Below are 22,807 nucleotides of genomic sequence, written 5' to 3' on the forward strand. Positions count from 1 at the left end.
GGACCTCGCTCCGCCGGGCGGAGCGGTGCGCCTCCCCGCGAACCGAACAGGCGCGATCGGGGCCTGAAGCGGCGGCGGCGCACCGGAATACACTGGTCTCCCGGGTCGCGGAGCGGTCCGGACACGAGCCGAAGAGAGGATGGGCGTGGCGACGTCAGACTTCCTGAGCGGGCCGGCGCTGCCGCCGGCCATGTCCACGCTCGTCGCCGATCGGTTGCGGGAGATGATCACCCGAGGCGTCCTCGCCCCCGGCGAGCGTCTCAAGGAGACCGAGCTCGCCGAGTCGATGTCGGTGAGCCGCGGCCCGGTGCGCGAGGCCATCTCGATCCTCGAGCGCGACGGGCTGATCGAGCTCCAGCGCCACCGCGGGGCGCGCGTGATCACCCTGACCTACGACGACATCGAAGAGGTCTACTCGCTCCGCCTCGCCATCGAGCGGCTGGCCATGGAGCGGTGCGCCGCGCGCATCACCGCCGAGACCCTCGCCGCCATGGACGAGGTCATCGCTCGCATGAAGGCGCTCACCGGCCCGCACGAGAGCGGCGACCACGTCGCGCTCGACCTGGAGTTCCACGACCTCGTCTACGAGGCCGCCGACCACACGCGACTGCGCCGGTCCTGGGAGCTGCTGCGCGGCCAGGTCTCGATGTTCCTCAACGCGCGCACCGACCGCGAGGACTTCCGCTCCTCGGCGTGGAGCGAGCACGCCGAGCTGCGCGAGGTGCTGGCGGCCGGCGACCCCGCCGCCGCGGCGACCGCGATCGAGAAGCACATCGGATGGACGCTCCGCCGCATCCGGCAGATGCGCGACACCGACCTCGACCAGCCCGCGGCCGGCCCCCTGTCGGGCCCGGGACCGGAGGGCAAGACGGGCCTTTGACATCCTCCCTGGCCTTCAGGCCGGGGTTCCTGCTTCAACCCGCTGCGCCCGGTTTCCCAGGTCTTATCAGCGGTCCACAGGCGTTTAACCTGTCCGCCTGCCCGGCGGCCAGGATGTTTCTCGCGGCGTTGATGTCGCGGTCGTGGACGGCCCCGCACGCGGCGCAGGTCCATTCGCGGACGCTGAGCGGCTTAGGGCCGTCCTTGACGCCGCATGCCGAGCACGTCTGGCTGGTCGGCAGCCACCGGTCGACCTTCGCGAAGTGCCGCCCGTAGAGCGCGGCCTTGTATTCGAGCATGTTCACGAACGCCGACCATCCGGCGTCGTGGATGCTCTTGGCCAGCCGGGTCCGGGCGAGACCGTTCACCGCGAGGTCTTCGACGTACACCGCTTGGCTGTCGCGGATGATCTGCGTCGATACCTGGTGGTGCCAGTCGCGCCGGGTGTCGGCGACCTTGGCGTGCTGCCGGGCGAGGGCGGCACGGGCCTTGGCCCGGTTCGCTGACCCTTGCTGCTTGCGGGAGAGTGCGCGCTGGAGGCGTTTGAGTTTGCGTTCGGAGCGGCGCAGGAAGCGCGGGTTGTCGATCTTCTTGCCCGAGCTGGTGACCGCGAACGCGGTCAGTCCCAGGTCGATGCCGGTCTCCTCGCCGGTCTCCGGCAGGGGCTCGGGGCCGGTCTCGACCACGAATGACAGGAAATACCGCCCGGCGGCGTCCTTGACCACGGTCACGCTCGAGGGCGCGGCGGGCATCTGCCTGGACCACGCGACTTTCACCTCGCCGATCTTGGCGAGGTATACGCGGCCGTTGTCGCGGATGGCGAAGGCGTTGGTGCCCAGCCGGATCGACTGCCGGGTGTCCTTGCGCGATTTGTACCGAGGCGGCGCGACCTTGGGACCCTTGCGTTGTCCCTTGACCGAGTCGAAGAACGCCTTGTAGGCCGTATCCAGGTCACGCAGGGACTGCTGAAGCACCACGGCCGACACCTCGGCCAGCCACGCCCGCTCGGGCGTCTGCTTCGCGGCGGTGATGTAGGTCTTCGACAACACCGCCGAGGACACGTACGTCTTCCCGGCCTCGTGCGCGGCCCTGCGGGCGCTCAAGCAGTCGTTCCACACCACCCGAGCGCACCCGAACGCCTGGGCCAGCGCACGGCGCTGACCCCCGTCCGGGTAGGCCCGATAGTTGTAGCGCAACCGCATGAGAAATATCCTACTATCGGCCTTATAGCTAATGATGACCGGTACCGCCTTGGCAGGCATGTGGTTTCGGATTTGCATGTCTATTTGGTCTTTGTGACCAAGTACCGGGGGCGGCATCTTCGATGATGCCATGCTCGACTACTGTGAGGGCGTCATGCGCAAGAACTTCGAGGCCGAGCTCAAGGGGTTCAACGCTGAGCGCGACCATGTGCACCTACTGGTCCACTACCCGCCGAAGGTGTCGGTCTCGCGGCTGGTCAACTCGCTCAAGGGCGTCTCGGCGCGCAGACTCTGCTATGAGTTCACCGGTCGGGTCAACCGTGCGATCATGCACGGGCACTTCTGTTCCCCGTCGTACTTCGCGGCCTCCTGCGGCGGCGTGCCCCTGTCGATCATCCGCCAGTACATCGAGCAGCAGCAATGCCCCGCATAGCGGTGAGGCGTTTCATCCCCACCCCTAAAGCACGGGGCTTTCACACCAAGGATCGGTAAGGCCTCGTGATCGGCCCGAGATCGAAGCGGGCGCCTCCCGTCGGGCGTTACGATCCGCTCATGCACGTTTCGCACGCCGACCGACCGATGCCCGCACACCCGCCGCAGAGGAACCGGCGCTCTCCGTTCGAGGTGGCCGATGGCTGAGCGGCGGTTTCCGCGCCATGTGTACGAGGACGGCGAGGAGCCCGATCCGCGGTTCTCGCTGGCGAACGAGCGCACCTTCCTGGCCTGGATCCGCACGTCGCTGGCGTTCACCGCCGGGGGAGTGGCATTGGAGGCGCTCGCGACGCCGTTGCATGACACGCTCAGGCTCATCGCCGCGCTCGTGCTCATCGCGATCGGCTTCGCGCTGCCGGTCCAGGCGTGGATCGGGTGGGCGCGGTCCGAGCGCGCCGTCCGCACCGGCCGTCCGCTCCCCTCGCCGGTCTCGATACTGCCGGTCGTCGTCGCGGTGATGCTCGCCGGCGCGCTCATCGTCGTCGCCGTCCTGATCGGTCCCGAGCGGTGACCGAGCCGCCCGGACCCTGGGACCGGGGGCTGCAACCCGAGCGCAGCAACCTGGCCTGGAGGCGAACCGCGCTCGGGATCACCGCCGGATCGGTGCTGGCCTCCCGTCTCCTGGCGGCCGCGCATCCCGGGCTCGGCCTCGTGCTGCCGTTCGCGGCCCTGGCCGCCGGGGGCATCCTGATGGCGGCGGCCGAACGGCGCTCGGACCGCCTGGGCCGGTGGCTTCGCGCGCGGCGGGCGGGTGGGCCGGCCCCCGCGGCACCGGGAGGCCGACTGCTGCTGTCCGTCGCCGTCGCGGCCGTGCTGCTCGCCGTGGCAGGCGCGTTCCTGGTATTGGGCGCCTAGGGCGAACGCCGGGCGCGCGGACGTTCGGGCTTGGACGGAGCGGCGTAGCCTGTGCTGGCGATCATCGTCTCGCCCGCTGAAAGGCCGACCTCCATGACCGAGCTGGTCCTCTCGCTCTTCGCCCTCGCCGTGACCACGGCCGCAGTCGGCTACGTCGCGACCCGGCTGCTTGATGTCAGGTACACCGTGTGGCGCCTGATCGTCGTCAGCGTCTGCGGTTACACGGGAATCCAGTATGGACTGATCCCGGCGCTGCTCAGCCCGTACAAGAACCGCGAGCCGACCCCCGAGGAGCTTCCGGGCGTCTTCGCCCTGTGGATGCTCGTGTTCGTCTGCTCGCCGGTGATCGCCATGATCATGCTGGTGATCTGGGAGGCGGTCGTCCCCACCGGGGCCGTGCCGCCCGCGCGCACGTGGTTCAAGGGTCTGCGCGCGAGGATCAGGCGCACCCGCCGCTACCTCCAGATCCTGGCGATCGCCGGCAGGCACGGCCTGATCGGCCTGCTGCGCGGCCGCCGCCAGGCCGGGCAGGACGCCGAGATGGCGCGGGCGCTGCGCCGCGCCCTCGACGACGCCGGCGTCACCTTCGTCAAACTCGGCCAGATCCTCTCGACCCGGCGCGACCTGCTCCCCGCCGTCTATCTCGCGGAGTTCGCCAAACTCCAGGACCAGGCGGCCCCCATACCCGGTTCGAGCGTGATCCCGCTGGTCGAGGCCGCCATCGGCGCGCCGATCGACGAGGTGTTCGCCCGCTTCGACGCCGAACCGGTCGCCGCCGCGTCGATCGCGCAGGTCCACACCGCCGTCCTGCGCGGAGGGGAGGCCGTCGTCGTCAAGGTCCGGCGCCCCGGCGCGGAGCAGACCGTCGAGCGGGACCTCGACATCATCCGCCGCCTGGCCCGCACCCTCGACCGGCACACCTCCTGGGGCCGGTCCATGGACGTGCTCGGCCTCGCCGACGGCTTCGCCGAAGCGCTGCGCGAGGAGGTCGACTTCACCGTCGAGGCCCGCAATCTCGCCCAGGTCGCCGCCGCGCACGCCCGGCGCCGCGCCGAGGTCGTCGTCCCCACGCCGCACACGGACCTGTCCGACGAGCGGGTCCTGGTCATGGAGCGACTGGCGGGCGTCCCGCTCGTGTCGGCCGCGGAGGGGCTCGGCGAACGCGGGCTGGAGCCCCGCGCCGTCGCCGCGGCGCTGCTGCGGGAGATCCTCGACGAGGTCATGGTCGACGGCATCTTCCACGCCGATCCGCACCCGGGCAACCTCATGCTGCTCGACGACGGGCGCATCGGACTGATCGACTACGGCTCGGTCGGCCGGCTCGACCGGGAGCTGCGCGCCTCGTTCGAGGCGCTCCTCCAGGCCGTCGACCGCCAGGACGGCCCGGCCATGGCGGACGCGCTCGTCGGCGTCTCGACCCGCCCCGACGAGCTCGACCAGGTCTCGCTCGAGCGGGCGCTGGGCTCGTTCATGACACGCCATCTGTCCCCCGGCGCGGCCCCCGACCTCAGAATGTTCAACGAGCTGTTCCGCATCATCGCGAAGCACCGCATCACCATCCCGCCCGAGCTCGCCGCGGTCTTCCGGGCCCTGGCGACCCTGGAGGGCTGCCTGACGGCGATCGATCCGGACTTCGACCTCATCGCCGAGGCGCGCGCGGCCGGGGAGGGCCACGTCGAGCGGCGGCTGCGCCCCGGCGCCGTCCAGGAGATGGTCATGGAGGAGCTCACGGACCTGATGCCGGTGCTGCGCAAACTGCCGCGCCGTCTCGACCGCCTGGCGGACGCGGCGGAGTCGGGGCGGCTCTCCGCCAATCTGCGGCTGTTCGCCAAGGCCGAGGACCGCCGCGTCATCACGGCGTGGCTGCATCAGATCCTGCTGACGGTGCTGGCCGCCGCGTCCGGCCTGATGGCGGTCATGCTCATAGGCATCGAAGGCGGTCCCGAGCTGACCGCGGAGATCGGCCTGTACCAGTTCTTCGGCCTCTCGCTGCTGCTCGTCGCCTCGGTGATGGCGCTCCGGGTGCTGGCCGACATCTTCACCAGGAGCGATCGGCGCGACTGAACCGCGAGCGCCCGCGCCGCCCCTCGGGAGGCCGCCGCCGCGCGGGAAGCGGTGCCGAACGATCGCGTGGAGCCATTCGTGGAGCCATATCTCGCTTCGGCCCCCAGACGCGGTGCTGCTAGCGTGGCTCCATGACGACCGGTACCGGGCCGCGGCGGGCGCGCGGTGAGATCGAGCGCCTCCCAAGCGGATCGCTCAGAGTCAGGGTGTACCTCGGCCTCGATCCGGAGTCCGGGAAGCGGCGCCATCTCGTGGAGACGGTGCCAGCCGGACCGGAGGCGGAACGCGAGGCCGAGCGTGTGCGGGACCGGCTGCTCGCCGAGGTCGAGGAGCGGCGCCGGAGGGCCCCGGGCCGCGGTCCCGTCCCGGCCGAGGACTCGGGCGCGTTCGAGGCGCCGAACCGGCGGCGGCCGCCCGGCCAGGCGACGGTCGCGGCGATCGCCCGGATGGCCGGCGTGTCGCCTCCCACGGTGTCGAAGGTCCTCAACGGACGCGCGGGGGTGGCGCCGGAGACCCGGCGGCGGGTGGAGCGGCTGCTGCGCGAGCAGGGCTACCGGCGCCCCGAGAAGGTCGCGCGGGCCGCGTGCGTCGAAGTGGTCTTCTACGGCATGCACGGGTACCTGGCGGTGGAGATCATGCACGGCGTCAAGCGGGTCGCCGTCGAGCGCGGCCTGGCGGTCGGCTTCACGGACGTGCTCCAGGAGGAGTCGGCGGGCCGCAGCTGGGCCCGCGACCTGCTGGCCCGCCGCCCCACCGGGGTGATCGTCGCGCGCATGGGCTTCACGCCGGAGCAGCACGGCCTGCTGAGCGCCAGCGGCATCCCGCTGGCGGCTCTGGATCCCCCCAGCGAGCCGCTGCACCCGATCCCCACGGTGTCCGCGGCCAACCGGCACGGCGGCATCGCCGCCGCCCGGCACCTGCTCGAGCTCGGCCATCGGCGGATCGCGGTGGTCACCGGGCCGCTGGAGCGGCTGTGCGCGAGGCAGCGGCTGGAAGGCGCGCGGAGCGCGATGCGGGCCGAGGGGGCGCCGCTGGACGAGCGCCTGGTCCGCACCGGGAGCTTCTCCTTCGAGGACGGCTTCAGCCACGGCCTGAACCTCCTGCGGCTCCCCGCCCCTCCCACTGCCGTGCTGTGCGGCAACGACCTCCAGGCGCTCGGCGTCTACGAGGCGGCCAGGCAGGCGGGCGTCCGCATCCCCGAGGACCTGAGCGTGGTCGGCTTCGACGACATCTCGCACGCCCGGTGGTGCGGGCCGTCCTTGACGACGGTGCGGCAGCCCTTCGCCGACCTGGGGGCCACCGCCGCGGCCATGGTCCTGGCCCTGGCCGAGGGCGAGACGATCGCTCAGACGCACATCGAACTGGCGACCGCGCTGGTGGTCCGCGCCAGCACCGCGCCGCCCCCGGACTGATCTTCGAAACAATCCTTGTATTCGCCGATCGTTTCTGCGACACTGCTCATATCGATCTATGTCGATGTAAACGAATCGAGGCGACGCGGATCGGCGCCGTCGCGCAGAGGAGGAGAGCAATGACGCTACGGCGGAACGAGTCCAGGGTCACGAAGCCGGCATCGCTGAGCCGGAGGTCGTTCCTGGCGATGAGCGCACTGCCCGCGGTGGGCGCCCTGCCGGCGCTCGCGGTCGCGACGCCCGCGGCAGCACAGTCCGAAGTGGTCATCGACCCCTCCGCGGTACGGCAGACGATCCAGGGCTTCGGCGGCATGAACCACACCGCCTGGATCGACGACCTGACCGCCGCGCAGCGGGAGACGGCCTTCGGCAACGGCCAGGGGCAGCTGGGCTTCACGGTGCTGCGCGTCCCCGTCCACGAGAACCCGGCGAACTGGAGCGGCGAGGTGGCGACGGCGCAGCGCGCGAGCGAGCTCGGCGCCAAGGTCATCGCCTCGCCGTGGAATCCGCCCGCGAACATGGTCGAGAGCTTCTCCGGCGGCCAGCGCCTGCGCTACGACATGTACGGCGCCTATGCGCAGCACCTGAACGACTTCACCGACTTCATGAGCGACAACGGGGTCAACCTGTACGGCATCTCGGTGCAGAACGAACCGGACTACGCGCACGACTGGACGGCGTGGACCTCGGCCGAGATCGTGCGGTTCCTGCGCGAGAACGCCGGCTCGCTGGGCACCAGGGTCATCGCACCGGAGTCCTTCCAGTACCGCAAGAACCTCTCCGACCCGATCCTCAACGACCCCCAGGCGCTCGCCAACCTGGACATCCTCGGCACCCACCTCTACGGCACGCAGTTCGGCGACTTCCCCTACCCCCTGTTCGAGGAGAAGGGCTCGGGCAAGGAGCTGTGGATGACCGAGGTCTACCACCCCAACTCGAGCGACTCGGCCGACCTGTGGCCCCAGGCGCTCGATGTCGGCGAGCACATCCACCGCGCCCTGGTGGACGGCCAGTTCCAGGCGTACGTGTGGTGGTACATCCGCCGCTCCTACGGCCCCATGCGCGAAGACGGGCAGATCAGCAAGCGCGGCGCCAACATGGCGCACTTCGCGAGGTTCGTCCGCCCCGGATACTCGCGGGTCGAGGCGACCGCGAACCCCCGGTCGAACGTGTACACCTCGGCGTACCAGGGCGAGGGCTCCGAGATCGTCGTCGTCGCCGTCAACAAGGGGACCTCCGCGGTGAGCCAGCCGTTCACGATGCGGGGCTCCACCGCCTCCAGCGTCTCGTCCTGGGTGACCGACGCGAGCAGGAACCTCGCGCCCCAGAGCGCGATCACGGTGTCGAACGGCTCCTTCACCGCCGAACTGCCCGCCCAGAGCGTGACGACGTTCGTGACCGGCGAGGGAGACGGCGACGGCGGCGATGCGCAGTGCCAGGGCCGCGTCGAGGTGGCGGGCGACTGGGGCTCGGGCTGGCAGGGCACCGTCACGCTGACCGCGGGCGCCCAGGCCGTTGACGGCTGGAACGTGAGCTGGAGCTGGCCCGGCGGCCAGCAGATCAGCAGCCTCTGGAACGCCGACTGGTCGCAGTCCGGTTCGACCGTGTCCGCTTCGGACGCGGGCTGGAACGCCCGGATCGAGGCGGGCCAGAGCCGCGAGGTCTTCGGCTTCATCGCCTCGGGCCCGGCGGTGAGCTTCGACTTCGCCTGCTGAACGGCCGAGGAGGACCGCCGCGGGAACGTCCGAACCGGCGACCGGGGCGAAGGCGGCGTCGGCCCTGCCGGATAAGACGGCGGTCAGGGCGGCGCTCGTCTCCCAGAGGTCCGCGGCCTTCGCCTCGTCGTAGGACTCGACCGAGGATCGGCTCTCGCGCCCACCGGAGAAGTACTTGCCCGTGACACCGGCGAAGCCCGGCTCGCACACGAGCCGGGCCAGCACGGCCGCGGACCGCTTCGGCGTGTGGCGGTTGATCCCCGGCACGGCCGCCAGCGCGGGCATCACGCGCCGCCACATGAAGTTGAAGAACCCCGGGAAGTCCCGGGCCAGACCGGTGCCCGGCATCTGGCCGGGGTCGACGGCGTTGAACGTCGCCGCCTCGGGCGGAATCCGGCGGGCGAACTCGTAGGCGGCCAGCACAGCGCACAGCTTCGAGGCCGTGTAGCGGCGGCGGCCCGCCCGCATCGGCGACTCGCCCTCCTCGCCGTCCGGGTGGGCCAGTTCGCGCGCGGTCTCGAAGCGCGGCGGCGGGAAGCCGGTCCGCTGGGCCGGGTCGTGGGTGGCGCTGGAGACGAACACGACCCGCGCGCCGGGCGGCATGGCCGGCAGCACCTCGCGCACCAGCAGGAAGTGTGCCAGGTGGTTCACGCCGAAGGTCTCCTCGACGCCGTCTCCGGTGAACCGCGTGCCGGAGACGGTCATCAGCCCGGCGTTGCAGACGACCGCGTCCAGCGGAGGAAGGTCGCGGGCGAACGCGCGGACCTCACCGAGGGACCCCAGATCGAGGCGGCGCCCCGAGGCGGACTCGCCCAGGAGCTCGGCGGCTTCGGACACGCCGCTGCGGCCGGTGATGACGACCTCCCAGCCGCCGTGGGACAGGATCGACTGCGCCGTATGGAACCCCAGGCTGCCGGTTCCGCCGGTGATCAGTGCCGTACGCCGAGCGCCCATGAGCGACCATCCATGTCAATGCGAGCCGGCCGAGTCCGCTCTCAGTGTAGGCGCGGAGCGGGCGTGACGCGGGGCCGCCGCAAGTGAACTTCGGGTGCTCCCGACGGTCGGCGCGCCCTGCGCCCGGACGGCGGTGACGGGCGTGGACGCCGACCGGTTGTCCTCCTGGACCGCCCGGCGCCTCGAACCCGTGCCCGGGTGCCGCAGCGCGGCCGGCACGGCCCCGGTCGAGGCAGGTCGCCTTCGCCGAGCCGTCCGGGCGCCGACCGGCCGATGATCCGGTCGCGCCGCGGCTCGCTGGGCACTGCCGTCGCCTCCACTCCCTCCTGCCAATCCCGCTGACAAATATGTCCATAAGCGCTAGACCGCAACATGTAGGGTTTATGTCATTTTTCGTTCTCAAAGCAATTTAAAAATACTTCTTGACCTAATCCATACTTATCGCTATATATAGATATATGGATTGAGCAATCTGGACTACCGTCCGATGAACCGGTCCACTCGCACGCATCGCTCGGAGCGCCGCCCGGTACCCCCATTCCCCGCTCCCGCGTTGCACTCCCTCCGATCCCTATGCCGCCGTTCAACGGCCGGCATCGATTGTCCGCAACCTGAAAGGGATCAAAAATGAAAATCCTTCGGAAATCATCGCTGCTCGCCGGGGCGTTCGCCCTGGCGGCGGCGCTGGTGCTCAGCGTGGGCCAGCCCGCGCTCGCCGAACCCCACTTCTCCAACCCGCCCGACGACCAGATCGTCATCGACGTCGCCACGGTCAACGGCTCCGGCTGTCCCCAGGACACCACGGCCGTCGCGGTCAACGAGGGCAACACCTCGTTCACCGTGACCTACAGTGATTACCTGGCGCAGGCCGGCGGCAACGCCGACCCCACCGATTTCCGCAAGAACTGCCAGCTCAACCTGATCGTGAACGTCCCGTCGGGCTTCACCTACGCGATCGCGAAGACCGACTACCGCGGCTTCGGTCACCTCGAGGCCGGCGCCACCGGCGTGCAGAAGGCGAGCTACTACTTCTCGGGCGAGTCCCAGACCTCCAGCATCACCCACACGCTCGAGGGTCCGTACAGCGACAACTGGCAGTTCACCGACGAAGTCGATGCACCCCAGCTCGTGTACAAACCCTGCGGAGAGGAGCGCAACTTCAACATCAACACCGAGCTGCGAGTGAGGGCCGGAGACGACCCCGAGCTGAAGAGCTTCATGGCGATGGACTCCACGGACGGCGACATCGAGACCGTCTACCACTTCGCATGGAAGACCTGCCCCACTGATGGATAAGGACAGAGCCGCGGAGTGACACCGCGGTCCGGCGTCCGCGGCCCGGCGCACCATGCCGCCGAGCCGCGGACGCTCATCCCAGAGGTGGACGCGTCCGCCGCGCCGGCCCTCGTGCGTCATCCCGCACGCGGCCCCTCACACCGTGGTCGGACGCGCCCGCCCCCCTGCTCCGCAGGGCACCGCCTAGTCGCAATGCCGTTCGGTTAGGGCTGGGGTTCGGGTGTCGGGCTGGGTCCTGACCGTTGGAAACGAGGAAGGGGCTTCTTGATAGAACGGTTGTGCTGCAACCATGTTCGAAATCAAGGAGCCCCTTGTCGTCCGATCTTGTCATATCCCGTGTCGTCCGTGCCGCTGGTGGGGTGTTCGCCCCGGGCCATCTGGGCGAGTTGACCCGTATCGTGCCGTTCGAGATGGTCGACGCGGTCCTTGACCAGTGTCGCGCTCACCAGCGGCGTCTGCGATCGCTCCCTTCACGGGTCGTGGTCTATCTGCTGCTCGCGGCCGGACTGTTCGCGAGTATCGGCTGGCCCGGTGTCTGGCAGAAGCTGTGCGGGGGCATCGGTGTGGTGACCGCTCCGGCGGCCTCGGCGCTGTGGGAGGCGCGGACCAGGGTCGGCCCCGCGCCGCTCAAGGCGCTGTTCGGATTGCTGGCAGGTCCGACCGCGGGGACCGCGCGGTGGCGGGGCCTGGAGGTGTGCGCTATCGACGGGACGCTGCTGGATATCCCCGCCGCCGAGGACAACCGGTCCCTACACCGCTCCTCGGGTGCGACGAAGTGGGCCGGGGCCGGATACCCGCAGGTGAGGCTGGTCGCTCTGGTTGCGGCGGGGTCCCGCGCCATGCTGGCAGCCGCGTTCGGCCCCGTTGACCGGGGCGAGACGAAGTACGCCGCCCATCTGCTGGCCGCAATGCGCACCGGGCGTCTGATCCTGGCCGATCGCGGCTTCGACGCGGCCTGGCTCATCGCGGCCATCCACGACACCGGCGCCGAGATGCTGGTCAGGATGAACACCAAGACCAAACCGGCAGGAGATCTGGTCGCTCCTGGTCCTCTACCAAGTCATCCGCATCGCCATAGCCGATGCCGTGCTCGGCGAGAGCGTCACCGAGCTTCAGGCCAGTTTCACCATCGCCCTGGAGACCGCCCGCGACCAGCTCATCCGCGCCGAAGGCATCGTCGACGACGAACAGATCGATCTCAAAGGCGTGATCGGGCAGCAGGTCCTGGCACGCCCGCTGCCCGACCGCCGACTCAGAAAAGCGCCACGCGTGGTCAAACGCGCGATCTCGAAATACCACGCCCGCAAGAACCACATCGACCGCAGAACCTACAAGGCCACCCTCGACATCATCGTCTTCGCAGACCCTCAACCGAACGGCATTGCGCCTAGACCCGCGCGCGGGCCGCCCGGCGGAGCAGGTGGTCGCGTTCGGCGATGTTCGTGGCCCGGCGGGCCGCCTCGGCGTATGCCGAGGCGGCGGCCGAGCGGTCGCCGGCGAGTTCGTGCAGGTGGCCGCGGACCGCGTGCCACCGGTGCCGCTCGCCGAGCACCTCGCGCAGCCGGTCGGTCTCGCGCAGGCCCGCGGCGGCCCCGAGGACGTGGCCGACCGCGACCGCGCGGCCCAGCACGGCGGCCGGGTCCCGGCGTATCGGATCGCCGGTGAGGGCGACCAGGTCGTCGTACCAGGCGAGGATCTGCGACCAGTCGGTCTCCTCGGCGCTCGCCGCGTCGTCGTGCAGGGCGGCGATCGCCGCCTCGATCTGATAGCGGCCGGGACGCTCCAGAGCCAGCGCCGATTGCAGGACGCGCACCCCTTCGGCGATCTCGCGGGTGTCCCACAGGCCGCGGTCCTGCCGGTCGAGCGTGACGATGCGGCCCTCCGCGTCGAACCGCGCCGGGAGGCGGGCGTGGTTGAGGAGCATCAGTGCGAGCAGTCCGCGCGCCTCCGGTTCGGCGGTGGCGAGGGTGAGCTGGCGGGTGAGCCGGATCGCCTCTCCGGCCAGGTCCACCCGGCCCGCGTGGCCGGCCGTGTAGACGAGGTAGAGCACCCGCAGCACGACGGCGAGGTCGCCCGGCCGGTCCAGGCGCCGCCCCCGCAGCGTGCGCTTGGCCCGGCTGATCCGCTGCGCCATCGTCGCCTCCGGCACATAGAAGGCCTCGGCGATCTCCCTGGTGGTGAGGCCGCCGACGGCGCGCAGGGTCAACGCCACCTGAGAGGCCGGTGCCAGGTCCGGGTGGCAGCAGCAGAACAGCAGGAAGAGGGTGTCGTCGCCCTCCTCGGCGGCGGCGTCCGGCGGCTCGTCGGGGCGGTGCTCCTCCCGGCGCCGCCGGGCCGCCTCCGCGCGGCGGGCGTCGACGAGCCGCCTGGTGGCGACCGCCGCCAGCCACGCGCGCGCATCGCGCGGCGGGTGCTCGGGCCACACCCGCAGCGCGTCGATGAGCGCCTCCTGCAGGGCGTCCTCGGCGGCGTCGAAGTCCTCGCCCCGGCGGACCAGGGCCGCGAGCACCCGGGGGACGAGGGCGCGCAGCGCGCCCTCGTCCACCCCTCGCGTCGGCTCCTCGGTCACGCCGGCTCGGCCTCGGCGGGAGCCCCGGACATGACCTCCCGGACGTCGATCCACTCGTACAGCGGCTCCCCGCCGGGGCCCGGCTCGGAGGAGATGTAGGCCGCGAGTTCGACCGCGCGCTCGCGGGAGTCGACGTCGACCATGAACCAGCCCGCCACGAGATCGCTGGTCTCGGGCAGCGGGCCGTCGCTGGTGACCGGCGCGGCGTCCGGGCCGCCGTAGCGCACCCAGGTCTGCGAGGGCGTGAGCGCCCGCACGTCGACGTACTCGCCGTTCTCCTCGAGCAGCTCGGTGACGTGCCGCTGGAAGGCCATGTGCGCCTCCACGTCCTCGGGCGCCCACTGGTCCATCGGAGGGACGGGACGGTGCGGCTCCGGGCCGCCGCGGTAGTGCTTGAGAAGCAGGTACTTCGGCATGATGACCTCCTGGTGTCGCGGGCCGCGCCTGTCGCGGCCCTTCACCTGGTGAGCGGAGCCGGTCGGCGTTTCTCGACACGGTCGCGCCGAGAAATTCGATTCGGGTTCGGTCCCGCACGGGAAACCGCCGGGGGACGCTCCCGATCATGGTGCCATGTCCGCTCGGCGGCGCCGCTCAACCGGGATCGTCGGGGGCGATCGCCGCGGCGGGCTCGTCGACCGTCACGGTGCCCGCGGCGCCGTCGACGGTGATCATCTGTCCTGTCCGGATCCGCTCGGTGGCCCCCGGCACGCAGATCACGGCCGGGATGCCGTATTCGCGGGCCACGGTCGGCCCGTGCGCCATCACCGCACCGGTCTCGGTGACCAGCCCGCCCGCCGTGAGGAACAGCGGCGTCCAGCCCGGATCGGTCGTCGGCGCGACGAGGATCTCGCCCGGTTCGAGGCGGGCGTCCGCCGGGGTGCGGACCACGCGGGCGCGGCCGGCGGCCCGGCCGGCCGCCGCGCCCATGCCGATGAGCGTGCGGCCGTCGGAGCCGTGGGCCGGGAGCAGCGTCTCCGCGTCGGTCCCGTCCGAGAGCAGCGCGACGGGGACGGTGCGGCGCCGCATCTCCCTCGCGTACTCCGAGCGGCGCTCGGCGACCGTCGCACGCGGGTCGCGGCCGCGGTCCACCACGGCGCGAAGCTCGGGCAGCGTGAGGAAGGCGACGTCCTCGGCGCGTTCGAGCAGCCCCTCCGCCCGCAGTTCGGCGCCGAGGAGCAGGAGGCGCCGGCGGCGGTCGAGCAGGGCGTACAGGCCGGCGAACTTCCCGGCCTCGCGCAGCCCGGCCAGCTCGCGGGCGCGGCGCAGGAAGAAGCCCGCGAGCAGCCCGCGCACGGACCGCATGCGCCTCGCCCGCCGCGCGAGCTCCGCGAGCATCGCCTCCGCCCCGGCCGCGGCGCGCTCGAACCGCCGGTCCGGGGCCTGCTCGGGATCGGTGACCAGCAGGTAGCCCCCGAGCATCGCGAAGACCGGCGCCGGGTCCTCGGACCAGCGCGGCACCCCGATGTCGACCTCGGCGGCGCAGCGGTGGCCGTAGGCCTCAAGGAAGTCGGCCAGGCCGAAGTCGGGCAGCTCGCCGGCGAGGTGGGCCGCGGCGAGCTCGTCCGGCGATGTCCCCAGCAAGAGCTCGCGGTGCGGCTCCGCCCGCCGGGCCACCTCCCACAGGGCCAGGTCCATCTCGATCGTGACGTTGTGCGGCATGCCGCCGAGCACGGTCCTGATCTCGTCCTCGTCCGCGACGCCTTTGAGGAGCGGCGGCAGCGCCGCGGTCACCAGCAGCCCGGTGACGACCGGCCACGTGACGTCCCCGATCTCGTCGTCCCGCCGTTCGGTCGTCTCGATCGCGGCCAGCAGCTCCCGAGCCGTCGACGGGTCCTCGACCGGTCGCCTTCGGCGGCGTTCGATCGCGTCGAACACGCGGGCCCGCGCGGCCGCCGGTCGCGCCAGCGCGCGGAGGATCCCGGCCGCGGCCCTCGGCCCCATCGCCAGCGCGGCCGCGCCGCCCCGGCGGCGGCCCGCCACGGGGGCGAAGCGCGGGTCGTCCAAGAGGTGCTCGACCACGGCCTGCGCCCTCGGTCCGAAGTCGACCGCCAGGAACTTCACCAGCCGCCGCCTCGTCGAAGGGTCGCGCATCGCGTCGGTCAGGTCGCCGTACAGCCGCCCGCCGATGTCCACGATCTCGACCCCCAGGCCGAACGAGGCGAGCATCCCGGCCAGCAGCTCCTTGAGCGCCGACATGCCCGCCGGCGTCACCGGCTGGAGCATCCCCTGGACGTGGCCGAACTCGACGTACAGGCGCGTCCCGGGCCGCTCCGTCGCGGGAGGCGCGGGGAACAGCGTGGTGATCGGCCGCGACTGCAACAGCCACAGCGTTCCACTGCGGTCATAGGCCCACTCGACGTCCTGCGGCGCGCCGAGCTCCCGCTGGAGCCGCTCCCCGGTCTCGCGGAGCTCCTCCAGTTCGGCCGGAGCGAGGCAGCCCCGCTCCTCGGGGCCGGTGCCGTCCAGGACATAGTGGTCGGCCGCGGCCGTCCCGTCGACCACTCCGGTGCCCGGCCCGGGGGCGGCGTCGACCACGCAGGCGCTCCGTGAACCGGTGAGCGGGTCGGCGGTGAACAGCACGCCGGCGACCGCGGCGTCGACCATGCGCTGGACGACGACGGCCATCTGGACGGCGTCGTGGGCGATGCCCGCGGTCTCGCGGTAGGCCCTCGCGCGCTCGGCGTGCAGCGAGTCCCGGCAGCCGCGGATCGCCGCGAGCAGCTGCTCGGGGCCCTCGACCGCGAGGAAGGTGTCCTGCTGGCCGGCGAAGCTCGCGTCCGGCAGGTCCTCGGCGGTGGCGCTCGAACGGACGGCGACCGGACCGCCGCCGAGCCGCTCGTAGGCGGCGAGGACGTCGGCCTCGGGCACCTCGCCGCGGCCGTGCGACTCGGTCGTGACGCAGAACCCCTCGGGCACCAGCTCGCCCAGCCGGATCAGCGCGGCGAGCCCGGCGGCCTTGCCGCCCACCAGTTCCCGCTGCCCCGGCTCGATCGCGGCCAGTTCGATGACGTCCATGGCGACCCTCCTTTTTTCCAATACACTCGCAATGTATACGCCTATGCAATACGAGTGCAATGTAAAGTGGGTCACGTGCCTCGCAGAGTCGATCATCGAGAACGCCGCGAACTGCTCGCCGACGCCCTGATGCGCCTTGCCGCCACGCGCGGCCTGGAAGGGGTGAGCCTGCGGCACGTCGCCGCCGAGGCCGGGGTCTCGACCGGGATGGTGCAGCACTACTTCCGGACCAAGGACGAGATGATGACCTTCGCCTTCGGCATGGTCATGGACCGGGTCGGCGAGCGGTCGCGGGCCGCGGCCGAGCCCGCTTCGCCCCGAGCGCTCGTCCGCGGCCTGCTGCTGGAGATCCTGCCGCTCGACCAGACGCGCCGACTGGAGAACCACGTCGTGCTCGCCTTCCTCGCCTACGCCGCGGTGAAGCCGTCGATCGCCTCCGAGCTGCGCGAGGTCGCCGCGCGGACGCGGGACTTCCTCGCCGAGCAGATCCGGACCGGCGGCGCCGCGGATCCCGAACGGGCGGCGGCCGGGCTGCTCGCGCTGGTCGACGGCCTCGGCCTGCAACTGCTGTCGCGGCAGTGCGAAGAGGACGACGCCGTCGCGGCGCTCGACGCCCAGCTCGCCCTGCTCTTCGGTGCGGAGCCGCGCTGACTCGCGGACCTTCGGACGCCCCTGCCACCCGCGCCGCGCGAGCACCGGCCCGCCGCACCGCTCTACGGCTGTGCCAGCGTGGCGCGAGTCCCTAGCCGTTCCACCGCACCGGCGGAGCGAGAGGCGAGGGGAGCCGCCGCAGCGGCTCGAAGGCCGCCGGAGGGAAGTCCGTCCATGCCCCGCTGGGGAACCGCCCGGCGTGCAGATGCCGGTCGATGAACCGCTGCCAGCGCCGGAGCCCGCTCACGGCCTGTTCGAGCGAGATGAGGCCGTCCTCGATCGCGTCGGCGAACTCGTCGAGGTCCAGCATCCGGTAGTGGCGCCCGTCCGTCGGCACCCTGACGTCGATGAAGAGGTCGCGGAACACGTACTGCTCGCCGCGGCGGTCGACGGTGATGAGATCGACGTACCACGAGTGCGCTTCGCTCGCGGGGTTGTCGACGACCGTGCCGTCGGGGTTGTTCGCTCGCCGCCAGCACGGGTTCGACATGCTGACACCGAGATCGAGCAGCACGAAGACCCGTTCGAGGCGGGTGCGGCCCGGCCACGGCTCGATCCGCTCGGGCAGCTCGAACTCGTAGGCGACCACGTCTCCGATGCGGACGCCGGGCAAGGGGCCGAACAGGCCGGGGTCGTCGGCCTTGTGGCCGCCGCGCAGCACCTCGACCCGCTCGATCGAGTCCGCCCGCTCCGTCTCGGGTTCGTCCATCCGCCTCACCGCTCCAGATAGGACGCGAGATTCGCCAGCGAGGACGCCAGCCCGGCGGCGTGGTCCTCGGCGGAGACGCCCGTCGGCACGTCGGCGGCGCTGATCTCGACCCGCGACCCCGCGCCGCTGGGGGCGACGGTCCACGTCATGGTCATGGTCCCCGCGAAGGCCGGGTCCTCGGAGACGAAGTCGACCGCCTGCACGAGCCGTTCGCCGGGGACGAGTTCGATGAAGCGCGCGTCGGCGATGTCGGTGTCGGCGCTCGCCTTCCCCGGCGAACCGGTGCCGTCGGCATAGGTCAGCACGAGGCGGTACGAGCCTCCGGGCCGGGCGTCGAACCATTCGAAGCGGCCGCTCATGCCCTCCGGCGGCAGCCACTCGGCGAGCGCCTCCGGGTCGACCAGCGCCGCATAGGTTCGCTCGGTCGACGCCGCTATGTCCCTGGATGCCTTGTCGATTCGCCCCATCGGCGTACCGTAGCACCCGCCCCCGACGGGACCGGCCGCTCGCGACCGGCCCCGACCTCCGGGAGCGGGACCCGCTCAGCGTGCGGTGAAGGCGTCCCGCTCGGCCTCGGCCCACGCCCGGAAGGACCGGGCCGGGTGGCCGGTGAGGCGCTCGACGTTGTTGTTGATCGTCGCGGGCGTGTCGCCCGCGGCCTCGGCGACGTCGAGCAGGGAGGCGAACACGGGCTCGGGGAACCATTCGGGCAGCCGTGCGGTGGCCTCCTCGCGGCTGAGCTCGTCGACGGCGATCGGCCTGCCGATCGCCTCGGCGAGCCGCGCGACGACCTCGCGCTGCGGCATCGACTCGGGGCCGGTGAGGACCAGCGTCCGGCCGCGGTGCTCGTCGCGGGTCAGCAGGCGCGCGGCGACCTCGGCGATGTCGTCGATGTGGATCGGGTTGACCTGCCACCGGGGGTGGGCGATCCCGACCCTGCCGGTGGCGCGGATCGCCTCGGCCCAGTCGCGGATCGCGTTGGTGGCGAGCCAGCTGGGGTACAGGACCGTGTGGCTCAGGCCGGACTCGCGCAGGGACGCCTCGACGGCCTGGTGCGCCCGCCCGATGGGGCCGGCGTGCTCGACCGGCTCGTACGAGGCGGGGGAGGACAGCAGCACGAGGTGCTCGACCCCGGCCTCGTCCGCGGCCTTGAGGAAGTCGTCGACCGGGCCGAAGACGGGGTAGAGGAAGACGGTGCGGACCCCTCGCAGGACGGCGGGATCGGGCGCGGTGACGTCGAGTTCGACGGCCTCGACGCCGCCCGGCGCCTCGAGGGCCGCCGCGTCGCGGGCCGAGGCGCGCACGCGGTGCCCGCCCGCGGCCAGGCGGGCGACGAGGCGGCCGCCGATGTTGCCGCGGGCGCCGGTCACTAGGACGGTCATGGATCACTCCTTGCCGATGGCATGCGACGCCAGGGCGCCGCGGGCGCCCTTCGGTAGCATGGTGGTTGAGATCTGTTTGCTTTGCAAACAAAGAATATTTGCTACCAAAGATATATTGGAGGCGTCGGGATGTCAACCGCGGACGGCCCGGACATCGACGACGCGGTCCGGGAGATGATCCTGCTGACGCCGCGCATCGTCGGGCGCGCCAAGCGCCTGCCGGTCCCCGAGGCGCTCGCCTCGCTCGAACTGAGCCCCCGGCACCTCTCGCTGCTGGCCTATCTGCTGTTCGACGGGCCGATGACGGTCAACGAACTGGCCGCGCGCCTGGAGGTCGCGTCGACGACCGCGAGCCTGATGGTCGGCGACCTGAGCCGCAAGGGCGTGCTGGAGCGGCGCGAGGACGAGGCCGACCGGAGGCGCCGCATCATCAGCGTCCACCCGGAGGCGAGGCCCCGGATCGAGGCGTGGCTCGCGAGCGGCGCCTCGGCCTGGCGCCGGGCGCTCGCGCCGCTGACGCCCGAGCAGCGACGCCTGGTCATCGACACGCTCCTCGCCTACGAGCGCGCCGTCACCGCCGCCGCCGAACAGTGACCGGCGCCTATGCGGCGGAGCCGCGCTCCGCTCGCGCCGTCTCGGGCGCGGCCCGCTCGCGGGCCGCCGCGAGCGCCGAGGCGACGAGCAGCGCCGCCGCCAGCGGCAGCACCAGCGCCCCGGCCAGGCCCGCGTATCCGGCGAGGGCCAGTCCCGCGCCGCCGAGCGCCGCGCCGCCGAACACGCCCAGGCTCATGCCCGCGGCGTTGAGGCTCAAGGCCGGGGCCGTGACCTCGCCGCCTCGGCGGACGATGAGGGAGGTGATCGCGGCGGCGGCCAAGGCGTGCCCGAACGACTGGACCGCGGCGCCCGCCAAGGCCACCGGCAGCGTCGGCGCCCAGAACAGCCCGGCGAGTCCCGCCAGCGCCGCCGCGAGGCCGCCGAGCAGGACCGCGTGCGCCCGCCCCGAGTGCCGCGAGCTCCCGATCCATCGCCCCGCCCCGTAGTTGCCCAGGAAGAACGACAGGCCGCTGAGCGTCCACACCAGCGTGAACACGGTGGCCTCCAAGGAGAAGCGGTGCTCGAACCACGCCGCCAGGTAGGCCAGGCACCCCATGAGGGCCACGGTGCGCAGCGCGGCGGCGGCGATGAGCCCGAGCAGGGACGGCCGGGCGGCGATCCGCCGGAACGCGTGCAGATAGGACGGCGGCGGCCCGCCGTCCCGATCCGGCGCCGCGCCGCCCCCGCGGGCGAAGCCGACGGCGAGCGCGCCCGCCACGGCGGCGGTGACGATCAGGCAGCCGCGCCAGCCGCCCTGCCAGGCGATGAGCCCGATGACCGGCCCGGCGGCGACCGCCGCGAGCGACTGGGCGGCGGTGACCAGCGTGGCGGCCCGCCCCGAGACGGCCTCGTCGTCATACCGCCCGGCCGCGGCGGACAGCAGCGCGGGCGTCAGCACCGCGGTGGCGGTGCCGACTCCGGCGCAGAAGACCACCAGGGCGGCATAGCTCCCGTGGAGGGCGGCGAGCGAGCTGGCGGCGAGCAGCGCCAGCGCGAGGGCGCCGAGCCGCCGCTCGGCGAAGCGCCCCATCAGCGGCGCGACCGCGACGCCGACGCCGAGCGCGCACACACCGCCGAGGCCGCGCAGCGCCCCGACCGCGGCCACGTCGCCGCCCGCGGCGCCGGCGATCGGCACCAGGAAGGTCGAGTAGACGGTGAAGGGGAACAGGCCCACGGCCGAGGCGAGCAGCAGCGGCCACAGCTCGCCCCACAGCCGGGCCTCTCCTCTGCTCATCCTCATCGGATGGTCTGGAGGTACTCGGAGAAGGCCTCCATGCCGTCGATGATCCGCGGGCCGCTGATGGCCTCGTTGTAGTCGAGGACGAAGAACCGGTCGTTCACGACCGCCGGGAGGTCGCGGGTGTTCGGATTGGACTTGAGGAACGCGATCTTCTCCTCGGCCGGCTGGTCCTGGTAGTCGAGGATCGCGATGACGTCGGGCTGCGCGTCCACCACGGACTCCCAGCCGACCTGCGTCCACCGCTCGTCGAGGTCGGCGAAGACGTTCACCGCTCCGGCCTTCGCGAAGATGTCGTTGGGCGGCACCTGGTTCCCGGCGGTGTAGGGCTGGTCGGTGCCCGAGTCGTAGAGGAAGACCTTGAGCGGCTCCCCTTCGGGCGCCGCCGCCTCGACGGCCGCGACCCGCTCCTTGAAGCCCGCGACGACCTCGGCGGCCTCGTCTTCGACGCCGAAGATCGCCCCGAGGCGCTCGAGGTCGGTGTAGAGCCCTTCGAGCGGCGTGGTCTCCTCGGGGAACTCGGGGTAGTTGAAGCACGATTCGGTGTGCATGAAGCTCTGGATGCCGAGCTCGTCGAGGATCTCGGGGGTGATGCCGCGCTCCTCGCTGAAGCCGGAGTTCCAGCCGGCCACGACGAAGTCGGCGCCCGCGTCCACGACGAGTTCGCGGTTGAGCAGGTCGTCCGAGAGGAATTCGACGCCGGCGTAGTCGTCGGCGAACGGGGACTCCTCGACCGGCGGGTTGGCCGGCGGCATGACGTAGCCGTGGACGTGGTCGGCGAGGCCGAGCGCGAAGAGCTTGTCGGCGCTGCCGGCCTCGTACACCACGGCGCGTTGCGGCGTGGTGTACTCGACGGCCTCGCCGCACCGGTCGACGGTGACGGTCTGGGCGCCGTCGGCGGATTCGACCTCGGCTCCGCAGGCGGTCGTCGCGAGCAGGGCGGCGGCGAGTCCGGATCCGAGCGCCTGGGCGCGGCGGGTGGCGTTCATGGGCGGTTTCCTTCCATTTCGGACTGTTCGGGGATCGCGAACAGGATCTGCGGGCGGCCGGTGCGCGGATGGGGCATGACCTCGGCGTCCACGCCGAACACGGTCCGCAGCATCGCGGCGGTGAGCACCTCTTCGGGGCGGCCGACGGCGACGATCGCCCCTTCGGCGAGGACGGCGATCCGGTCGCACGCGGCCGCTGCGAGGTTGAGGTCGTGCAGGACCGTCAGGACGGTGAGGTCCGAGGCGGTGATGAGCGACAGCAGCCCGAGCTGGTGGCGCAGGTCGAGGTGGTTGGTGGGCTCGTCGAGCACGAGGATCCGCGGCTGCTGGACGAGCGCGCGGGCGACCAGGACCCGCTGGAGCTCGCCGCCGGAGAGGGTGAGCACTCCCTGGCCCGCGAGATGGGCGATGTCGACCCGCTCCATCGCCTCGCGGCACAGCCGGTGCTCGGCCTCGCTGAGCCGCCCGCCGTGCCGGTGGTGCGGGTGGCGTCCCATCGCGACGAGTTCGGCGACGGTGAAGTCGAGGTGGGCGCGGTGCTGCTGGGGGACCGCGGCGACGGTGCGAGCGGCCTCGCTCCTCGGCAGCCGCCACAGGTCCCGGTCGCCGGCCCAGACCACGCCGCCGTCCGGCTCCAGCGCACGGTAGACGCTGCGCAGCGCGGTGGTCTTGCCCGAGCCGTTGGGGCCGATGAGCCCCAGCACCGAACCCGAAGGGGCGCTGAGGGTCAGCTCGCGGACGATCGGCGTCCCGCCGATGGCCACGTCGAGCCGGTCGAGGCGCAGCTCCATG

21 protein-coding genes and 3 pseudogenes are annotated in these 22,807 nt (G+C 72.0%); 13 read left to right on the top strand and 11 right to left on the bottom strand.

What is annotated here, in order from left to right:
* Positions 1-145 precede the first annotated feature (145 nt).
* Positions 146-880, top strand: coding sequence for a GntR family transcriptional regulator (locus tag YWW_RS30825; protein ID WP_211228579.1), 735 nt, complete (start codon positions 146-148; stop codon positions 878-880).
* Between the two features lie 34 nt (positions 881-914).
* Here the strand turns inward: YWW_RS30825 and YWW_RS30830 are convergent, their stop codons facing one another.
* The gene (locus tag YWW_RS30830; RefSeq protein ID WP_035698549.1) at positions 915-2,081 is read right to left on the bottom strand and encodes an RNA-guided endonuclease InsQ/TnpB family protein; all 1,167 of its coding nucleotides are present in this window, start codon (positions 2,079-2,081) and stop codon (positions 915-917) included.
* 24 nt (positions 2,082-2,105) lie between these two features.
* On the opposite strand from YWW_RS30830, the pseudogene tnpA reads away from it, so the two are divergent.
* From tnpA to YWW_RS36915, 8 genes and pseudogenes are all read left to right on the top strand, one after another.
* Positions 2,106-2,514 (top strand): annotated as a pseudogene (gene tnpA, locus YWW_RS0115570) (IS200/IS605 family transposase).
* Positions 2,515-2,712: 198 nt separating this feature from the next.
* A complete protein-coding gene (locus YWW_RS0115575) occupies positions 2,713-3,084 on the top strand; it encodes a YidH family protein (protein WP_026930834.1) in 372 nt (123 codons plus the stop codon).
* The gene (locus YWW_RS30835; protein WP_035698548.1) at positions 3,081-3,428 is read left to right on the top strand and encodes a DUF202 domain-containing protein; all 348 of its coding nucleotides are present in this window, start codon (positions 3,081-3,083) and stop codon (positions 3,426-3,428) included. Before YWW_RS0115575 ends, YWW_RS30835 begins: the two co-directional genes overlap by 4 nt.
* 93 nt (positions 3,429-3,521) lie before the next feature.
* Entirely contained in the window at positions 3,522-5,492 is a 1,971-nt protein-coding gene (locus YWW_RS0115585) for an ABC1 kinase family protein (protein ID WP_026930835.1), read from the top strand.
* A gap of 131 nt (positions 5,493-5,623) precedes the next feature.
* Positions 5,624-6,904: a LacI family DNA-binding transcriptional regulator gene (locus YWW_RS30840; RefSeq protein ID WP_211228580.1), complete on the top strand. Its 1,281-nt coding sequence runs from the start codon at positions 5,624-5,626 to the stop codon at positions 6,902-6,904.
* 119 nt (positions 6,905-7,023) lie between these two features.
* Positions 7,024-8,304: pseudogene (gene xynC / locus YWW_RS30845) on the top strand (glucuronoarabinoxylan endo-1,4-beta-xylanase XynC); the annotation flags it as partial.
* A 51-nt stretch (positions 8,305-8,355) separates the two neighbouring features.
* Positions 8,356-8,619, top strand: coding sequence for a cellulose binding domain-containing protein (locus tag YWW_RS38005; protein WP_245595441.1), 264 nt, complete (start codon positions 8,356-8,358; stop codon positions 8,617-8,619).
* 181 nt (positions 8,620-8,800) lie between these two features.
* Positions 8,801-9,031 carry a hypothetical protein gene (locus YWW_RS36915; RefSeq protein WP_026930836.1) on the top strand — a complete coding sequence of 77 codons (231 nt, stop codon included), beginning with the start codon at positions 8,801-8,803 and terminating at the stop codon, positions 9,029-9,031.
* A gap of 146 nt (positions 9,032-9,177) precedes the next feature.
* Here the strand turns inward: YWW_RS36915 and YWW_RS38010 are convergent.
* Positions 9,178-9,573 (bottom strand): annotated as a pseudogene (locus YWW_RS38010) (SDR family NAD(P)-dependent oxidoreductase); the annotation flags it as partial.
* Positions 9,574-10,200: 627 nt separating this feature from the next.
* Here YWW_RS38010 and YWW_RS0115605 point away from each other — a divergent pair.
* On the top strand, positions 10,201-10,869 hold the full coding sequence (locus YWW_RS0115605; RefSeq protein WP_026930837.1) for a DUF4360 domain-containing protein: 669 nt from the start codon (positions 10,201-10,203) through the stop codon (positions 10,867-10,869).
* Between the two features lie 410 nt (positions 10,870-11,279).
* Positions 11,280-12,260: a transposase domain-containing protein gene (locus tag YWW_RS38260; protein ID WP_425402699.1), complete on the top strand. Its 981-nt coding sequence runs from the start codon at positions 11,280-11,282 to the stop codon at positions 12,258-12,260.
* Here the strand turns inward: YWW_RS38260 and YWW_RS0115620 are convergent.
* From YWW_RS0115620 to YWW_RS0115630, 3 genes are all read right to left on the bottom strand, one after another.
* Positions 12,257-13,438, bottom strand: a complete 1,182-nt coding sequence (locus YWW_RS0115620; protein WP_026930840.1) for an RNA polymerase sigma factor — start codon at positions 13,436-13,438, stop codon at positions 12,257-12,259. The genes YWW_RS38260 and YWW_RS0115620 overlap by 4 nt on opposite strands.
* Positions 13,435-13,854, bottom strand: coding sequence for a YciI family protein (locus YWW_RS0115625; protein ID WP_026930841.1), 420 nt, complete (start codon positions 13,852-13,854; stop codon positions 13,435-13,437). Before YWW_RS0115625 ends, YWW_RS0115620 begins: the two co-directional genes overlap by 4 nt.
* 175 nt (positions 13,855-14,029) lie before the next feature.
* On the bottom strand, positions 14,030-16,453 hold the full coding sequence (locus YWW_RS0115630) for a PEP/pyruvate-binding domain-containing protein (protein ID WP_026930842.1): 2,424 nt from the start codon (positions 16,451-16,453) through the stop codon (positions 14,030-14,032).
* A gap of 75 nt (positions 16,454-16,528) precedes the next feature.
* Here YWW_RS0115630 and YWW_RS0115635 point away from each other — a divergent pair, with 75 nt between their 5' ends.
* Positions 16,529-17,104, top strand: a complete 576-nt coding sequence (locus tag YWW_RS0115635) for a TetR/AcrR family transcriptional regulator (protein WP_026930843.1) — start codon at positions 16,529-16,531, stop codon at positions 17,102-17,104.
* 91 nt (positions 17,105-17,195) lie between these two features.
* Here the strand turns inward: YWW_RS0115635 and YWW_RS0115640 are convergent, their stop codons facing one another.
* From YWW_RS0115640 to YWW_RS0115650, 3 genes are all read right to left on the bottom strand, one after another.
* Entirely contained in the window at positions 17,196-17,813 is a 618-nt protein-coding gene (locus tag YWW_RS0115640) for a DUF402 domain-containing protein (RefSeq protein WP_026930844.1), read from the bottom strand.
* Positions 17,814-17,818: 5 nt separating this feature from the next.
* Positions 17,819-18,280 carry an SRPBCC domain-containing protein gene (locus YWW_RS0115645; protein WP_026930845.1) on the bottom strand — a complete coding sequence of 154 codons (462 nt, stop codon included), beginning with the start codon at positions 18,278-18,280 and terminating at the stop codon, positions 17,819-17,821.
* 75 nt (positions 18,281-18,355) lie between these two features.
* A complete protein-coding gene (locus tag YWW_RS0115650; protein ID WP_026930846.1) occupies positions 18,356-19,195 on the bottom strand; it encodes an SDR family oxidoreductase in 840 nt (279 codons plus the stop codon).
* A gap of 129 nt (positions 19,196-19,324) precedes the next feature.
* Between YWW_RS0115650 and YWW_RS0115655 the strand changes: the two genes are divergently transcribed.
* Positions 19,325-19,789, top strand: a complete 465-nt coding sequence (locus YWW_RS0115655) for a MarR family winged helix-turn-helix transcriptional regulator (RefSeq protein ID WP_026930847.1) — start codon at positions 19,325-19,327, stop codon at positions 19,787-19,789.
* A gap of 7 nt (positions 19,790-19,796) precedes the next feature.
* Here the strand turns inward: YWW_RS0115655 and YWW_RS30850 are convergent, their stop codons facing one another.
* The 3 genes from YWW_RS30850 to YWW_RS0115670 are packed head-to-tail and all read right to left on the bottom strand — an operon-like array spanning position 19,797 to position 22,806.
* The gene (locus tag YWW_RS30850; protein WP_155830200.1) at positions 19,797-21,023 is read right to left on the bottom strand and encodes an MFS transporter; all 1,227 of its coding nucleotides are present in this window, start codon (positions 21,021-21,023) and stop codon (positions 19,797-19,799) included.
* 2 nt (positions 21,024-21,025) lie between these two features.
* Positions 21,026-22,015, bottom strand: coding sequence for an ABC transporter substrate-binding protein (locus tag YWW_RS0115665; RefSeq protein ID WP_026930848.1), 990 nt, complete (start codon positions 22,013-22,015; stop codon positions 21,026-21,028).
* Positions 22,012-22,806: an ABC transporter ATP-binding protein gene (locus tag YWW_RS0115670; RefSeq protein ID WP_026930849.1), complete on the bottom strand. Its 795-nt coding sequence runs from the start codon at positions 22,804-22,806 to the stop codon at positions 22,012-22,014. The genes YWW_RS0115665 and YWW_RS0115670 overlap by 4 nt, the downstream gene beginning before the upstream one ends.
* Between the last annotated feature and the right edge of the window lies 1 nt (position 22,807).

The organism is Glycomyces tenuis DSM 44171, assembly GCF_000427885.1.
Taxonomy (GTDB): Bacteria; Actinomycetota; Actinomycetes; order Mycobacteriales; family Micromonosporaceae; genus Glycomyces; species Glycomyces tenuis.

Bases quoted from the DNA above. Each gene is read 5' to 3' on its own strand.
- YWW_RS30830 (WP_035698549.1), bottom strand. From the start codon at position 2,081: ATGCGGTTGCGCTACAACTATCGGGCCTACCCGGACGGGGGTCAGCGC.
- YWW_RS0115575 (WP_026930834.1), top strand. From the start codon at position 2,713: ATGGCTGAGCGGCGGTTTCCGCGCCATGTGTACGAGGACGGCGAGGAG.
- YWW_RS0115585 (WP_026930835.1), top strand. From the start codon at position 3,522: ATGACCGAGCTGGTCCTCTCGCTCTTCGCCCTCGCCGTGACCACGGCC.
- YWW_RS30840 (WP_211228580.1), top strand. From the start codon at position 5,624: ATGACGACCGGTACCGGGCCGCGGCGGGCGCGCGGTGAGATCGAGCGC.
- YWW_RS0115605 (WP_026930837.1), top strand. From the start codon at position 10,201: ATGAAAATCCTTCGGAAATCATCGCTGCTCGCCGGGGCGTTCGCCCTG.
- YWW_RS38260 (WP_425402699.1), top strand. From the start codon at position 11,280: ATGGTCGACGCGGTCCTTGACCAGTGTCGCGCTCACCAGCGGCGTCTG.
- YWW_RS0115625 (WP_026930841.1), bottom strand. From the start codon at position 13,854: ATGCCGAAGTACCTGCTTCTCAAGCACTACCGCGGCGGCCCGGAGCCG.
- YWW_RS0115630 (WP_026930842.1), bottom strand. From the start codon at position 16,453: ATGGACGTCATCGAACTGGCCGCGATCGAGCCGGGGCAGCGGGAACTG.
- YWW_RS0115640 (WP_026930844.1), bottom strand. From the start codon at position 17,813: ATGGACGAACCCGAGACGGAGCGGGCGGACTCGATCGAGCGGGTCGAG.
- YWW_RS0115645 (WP_026930845.1), bottom strand. From the start codon at position 18,280: ATGGGGCGAATCGACAAGGCATCCAGGGACATAGCGGCGTCGACCGAG.
- YWW_RS0115650 (WP_026930846.1), bottom strand. From the start codon at position 19,195: ATGACCGTCCTAGTGACCGGCGCCCGCGGCAACATCGGCGGCCGCCTC.
- YWW_RS0115655 (WP_026930847.1), top strand. From the start codon at position 19,325: ATGTCAACCGCGGACGGCCCGGACATCGACGACGCGGTCCGGGAGATG.
- YWW_RS30850 (WP_155830200.1), bottom strand. From the start codon at position 21,023: ATGAGCAGAGGAGAGGCCCGGCTGTGGGGCGAGCTGTGGCCGCTGCTG.
- YWW_RS0115665 (WP_026930848.1), bottom strand. From the start codon at position 22,015: ATGAACGCCACCCGCCGCGCCCAGGCGCTCGGATCCGGACTCGCCGCC.
- YWW_RS0115670 (WP_026930849.1), bottom strand. From the start codon at position 22,806: ATGGAGCTGCGCCTCGACCGGCTCGACGTGGCCATCGGCGGGACGCCG.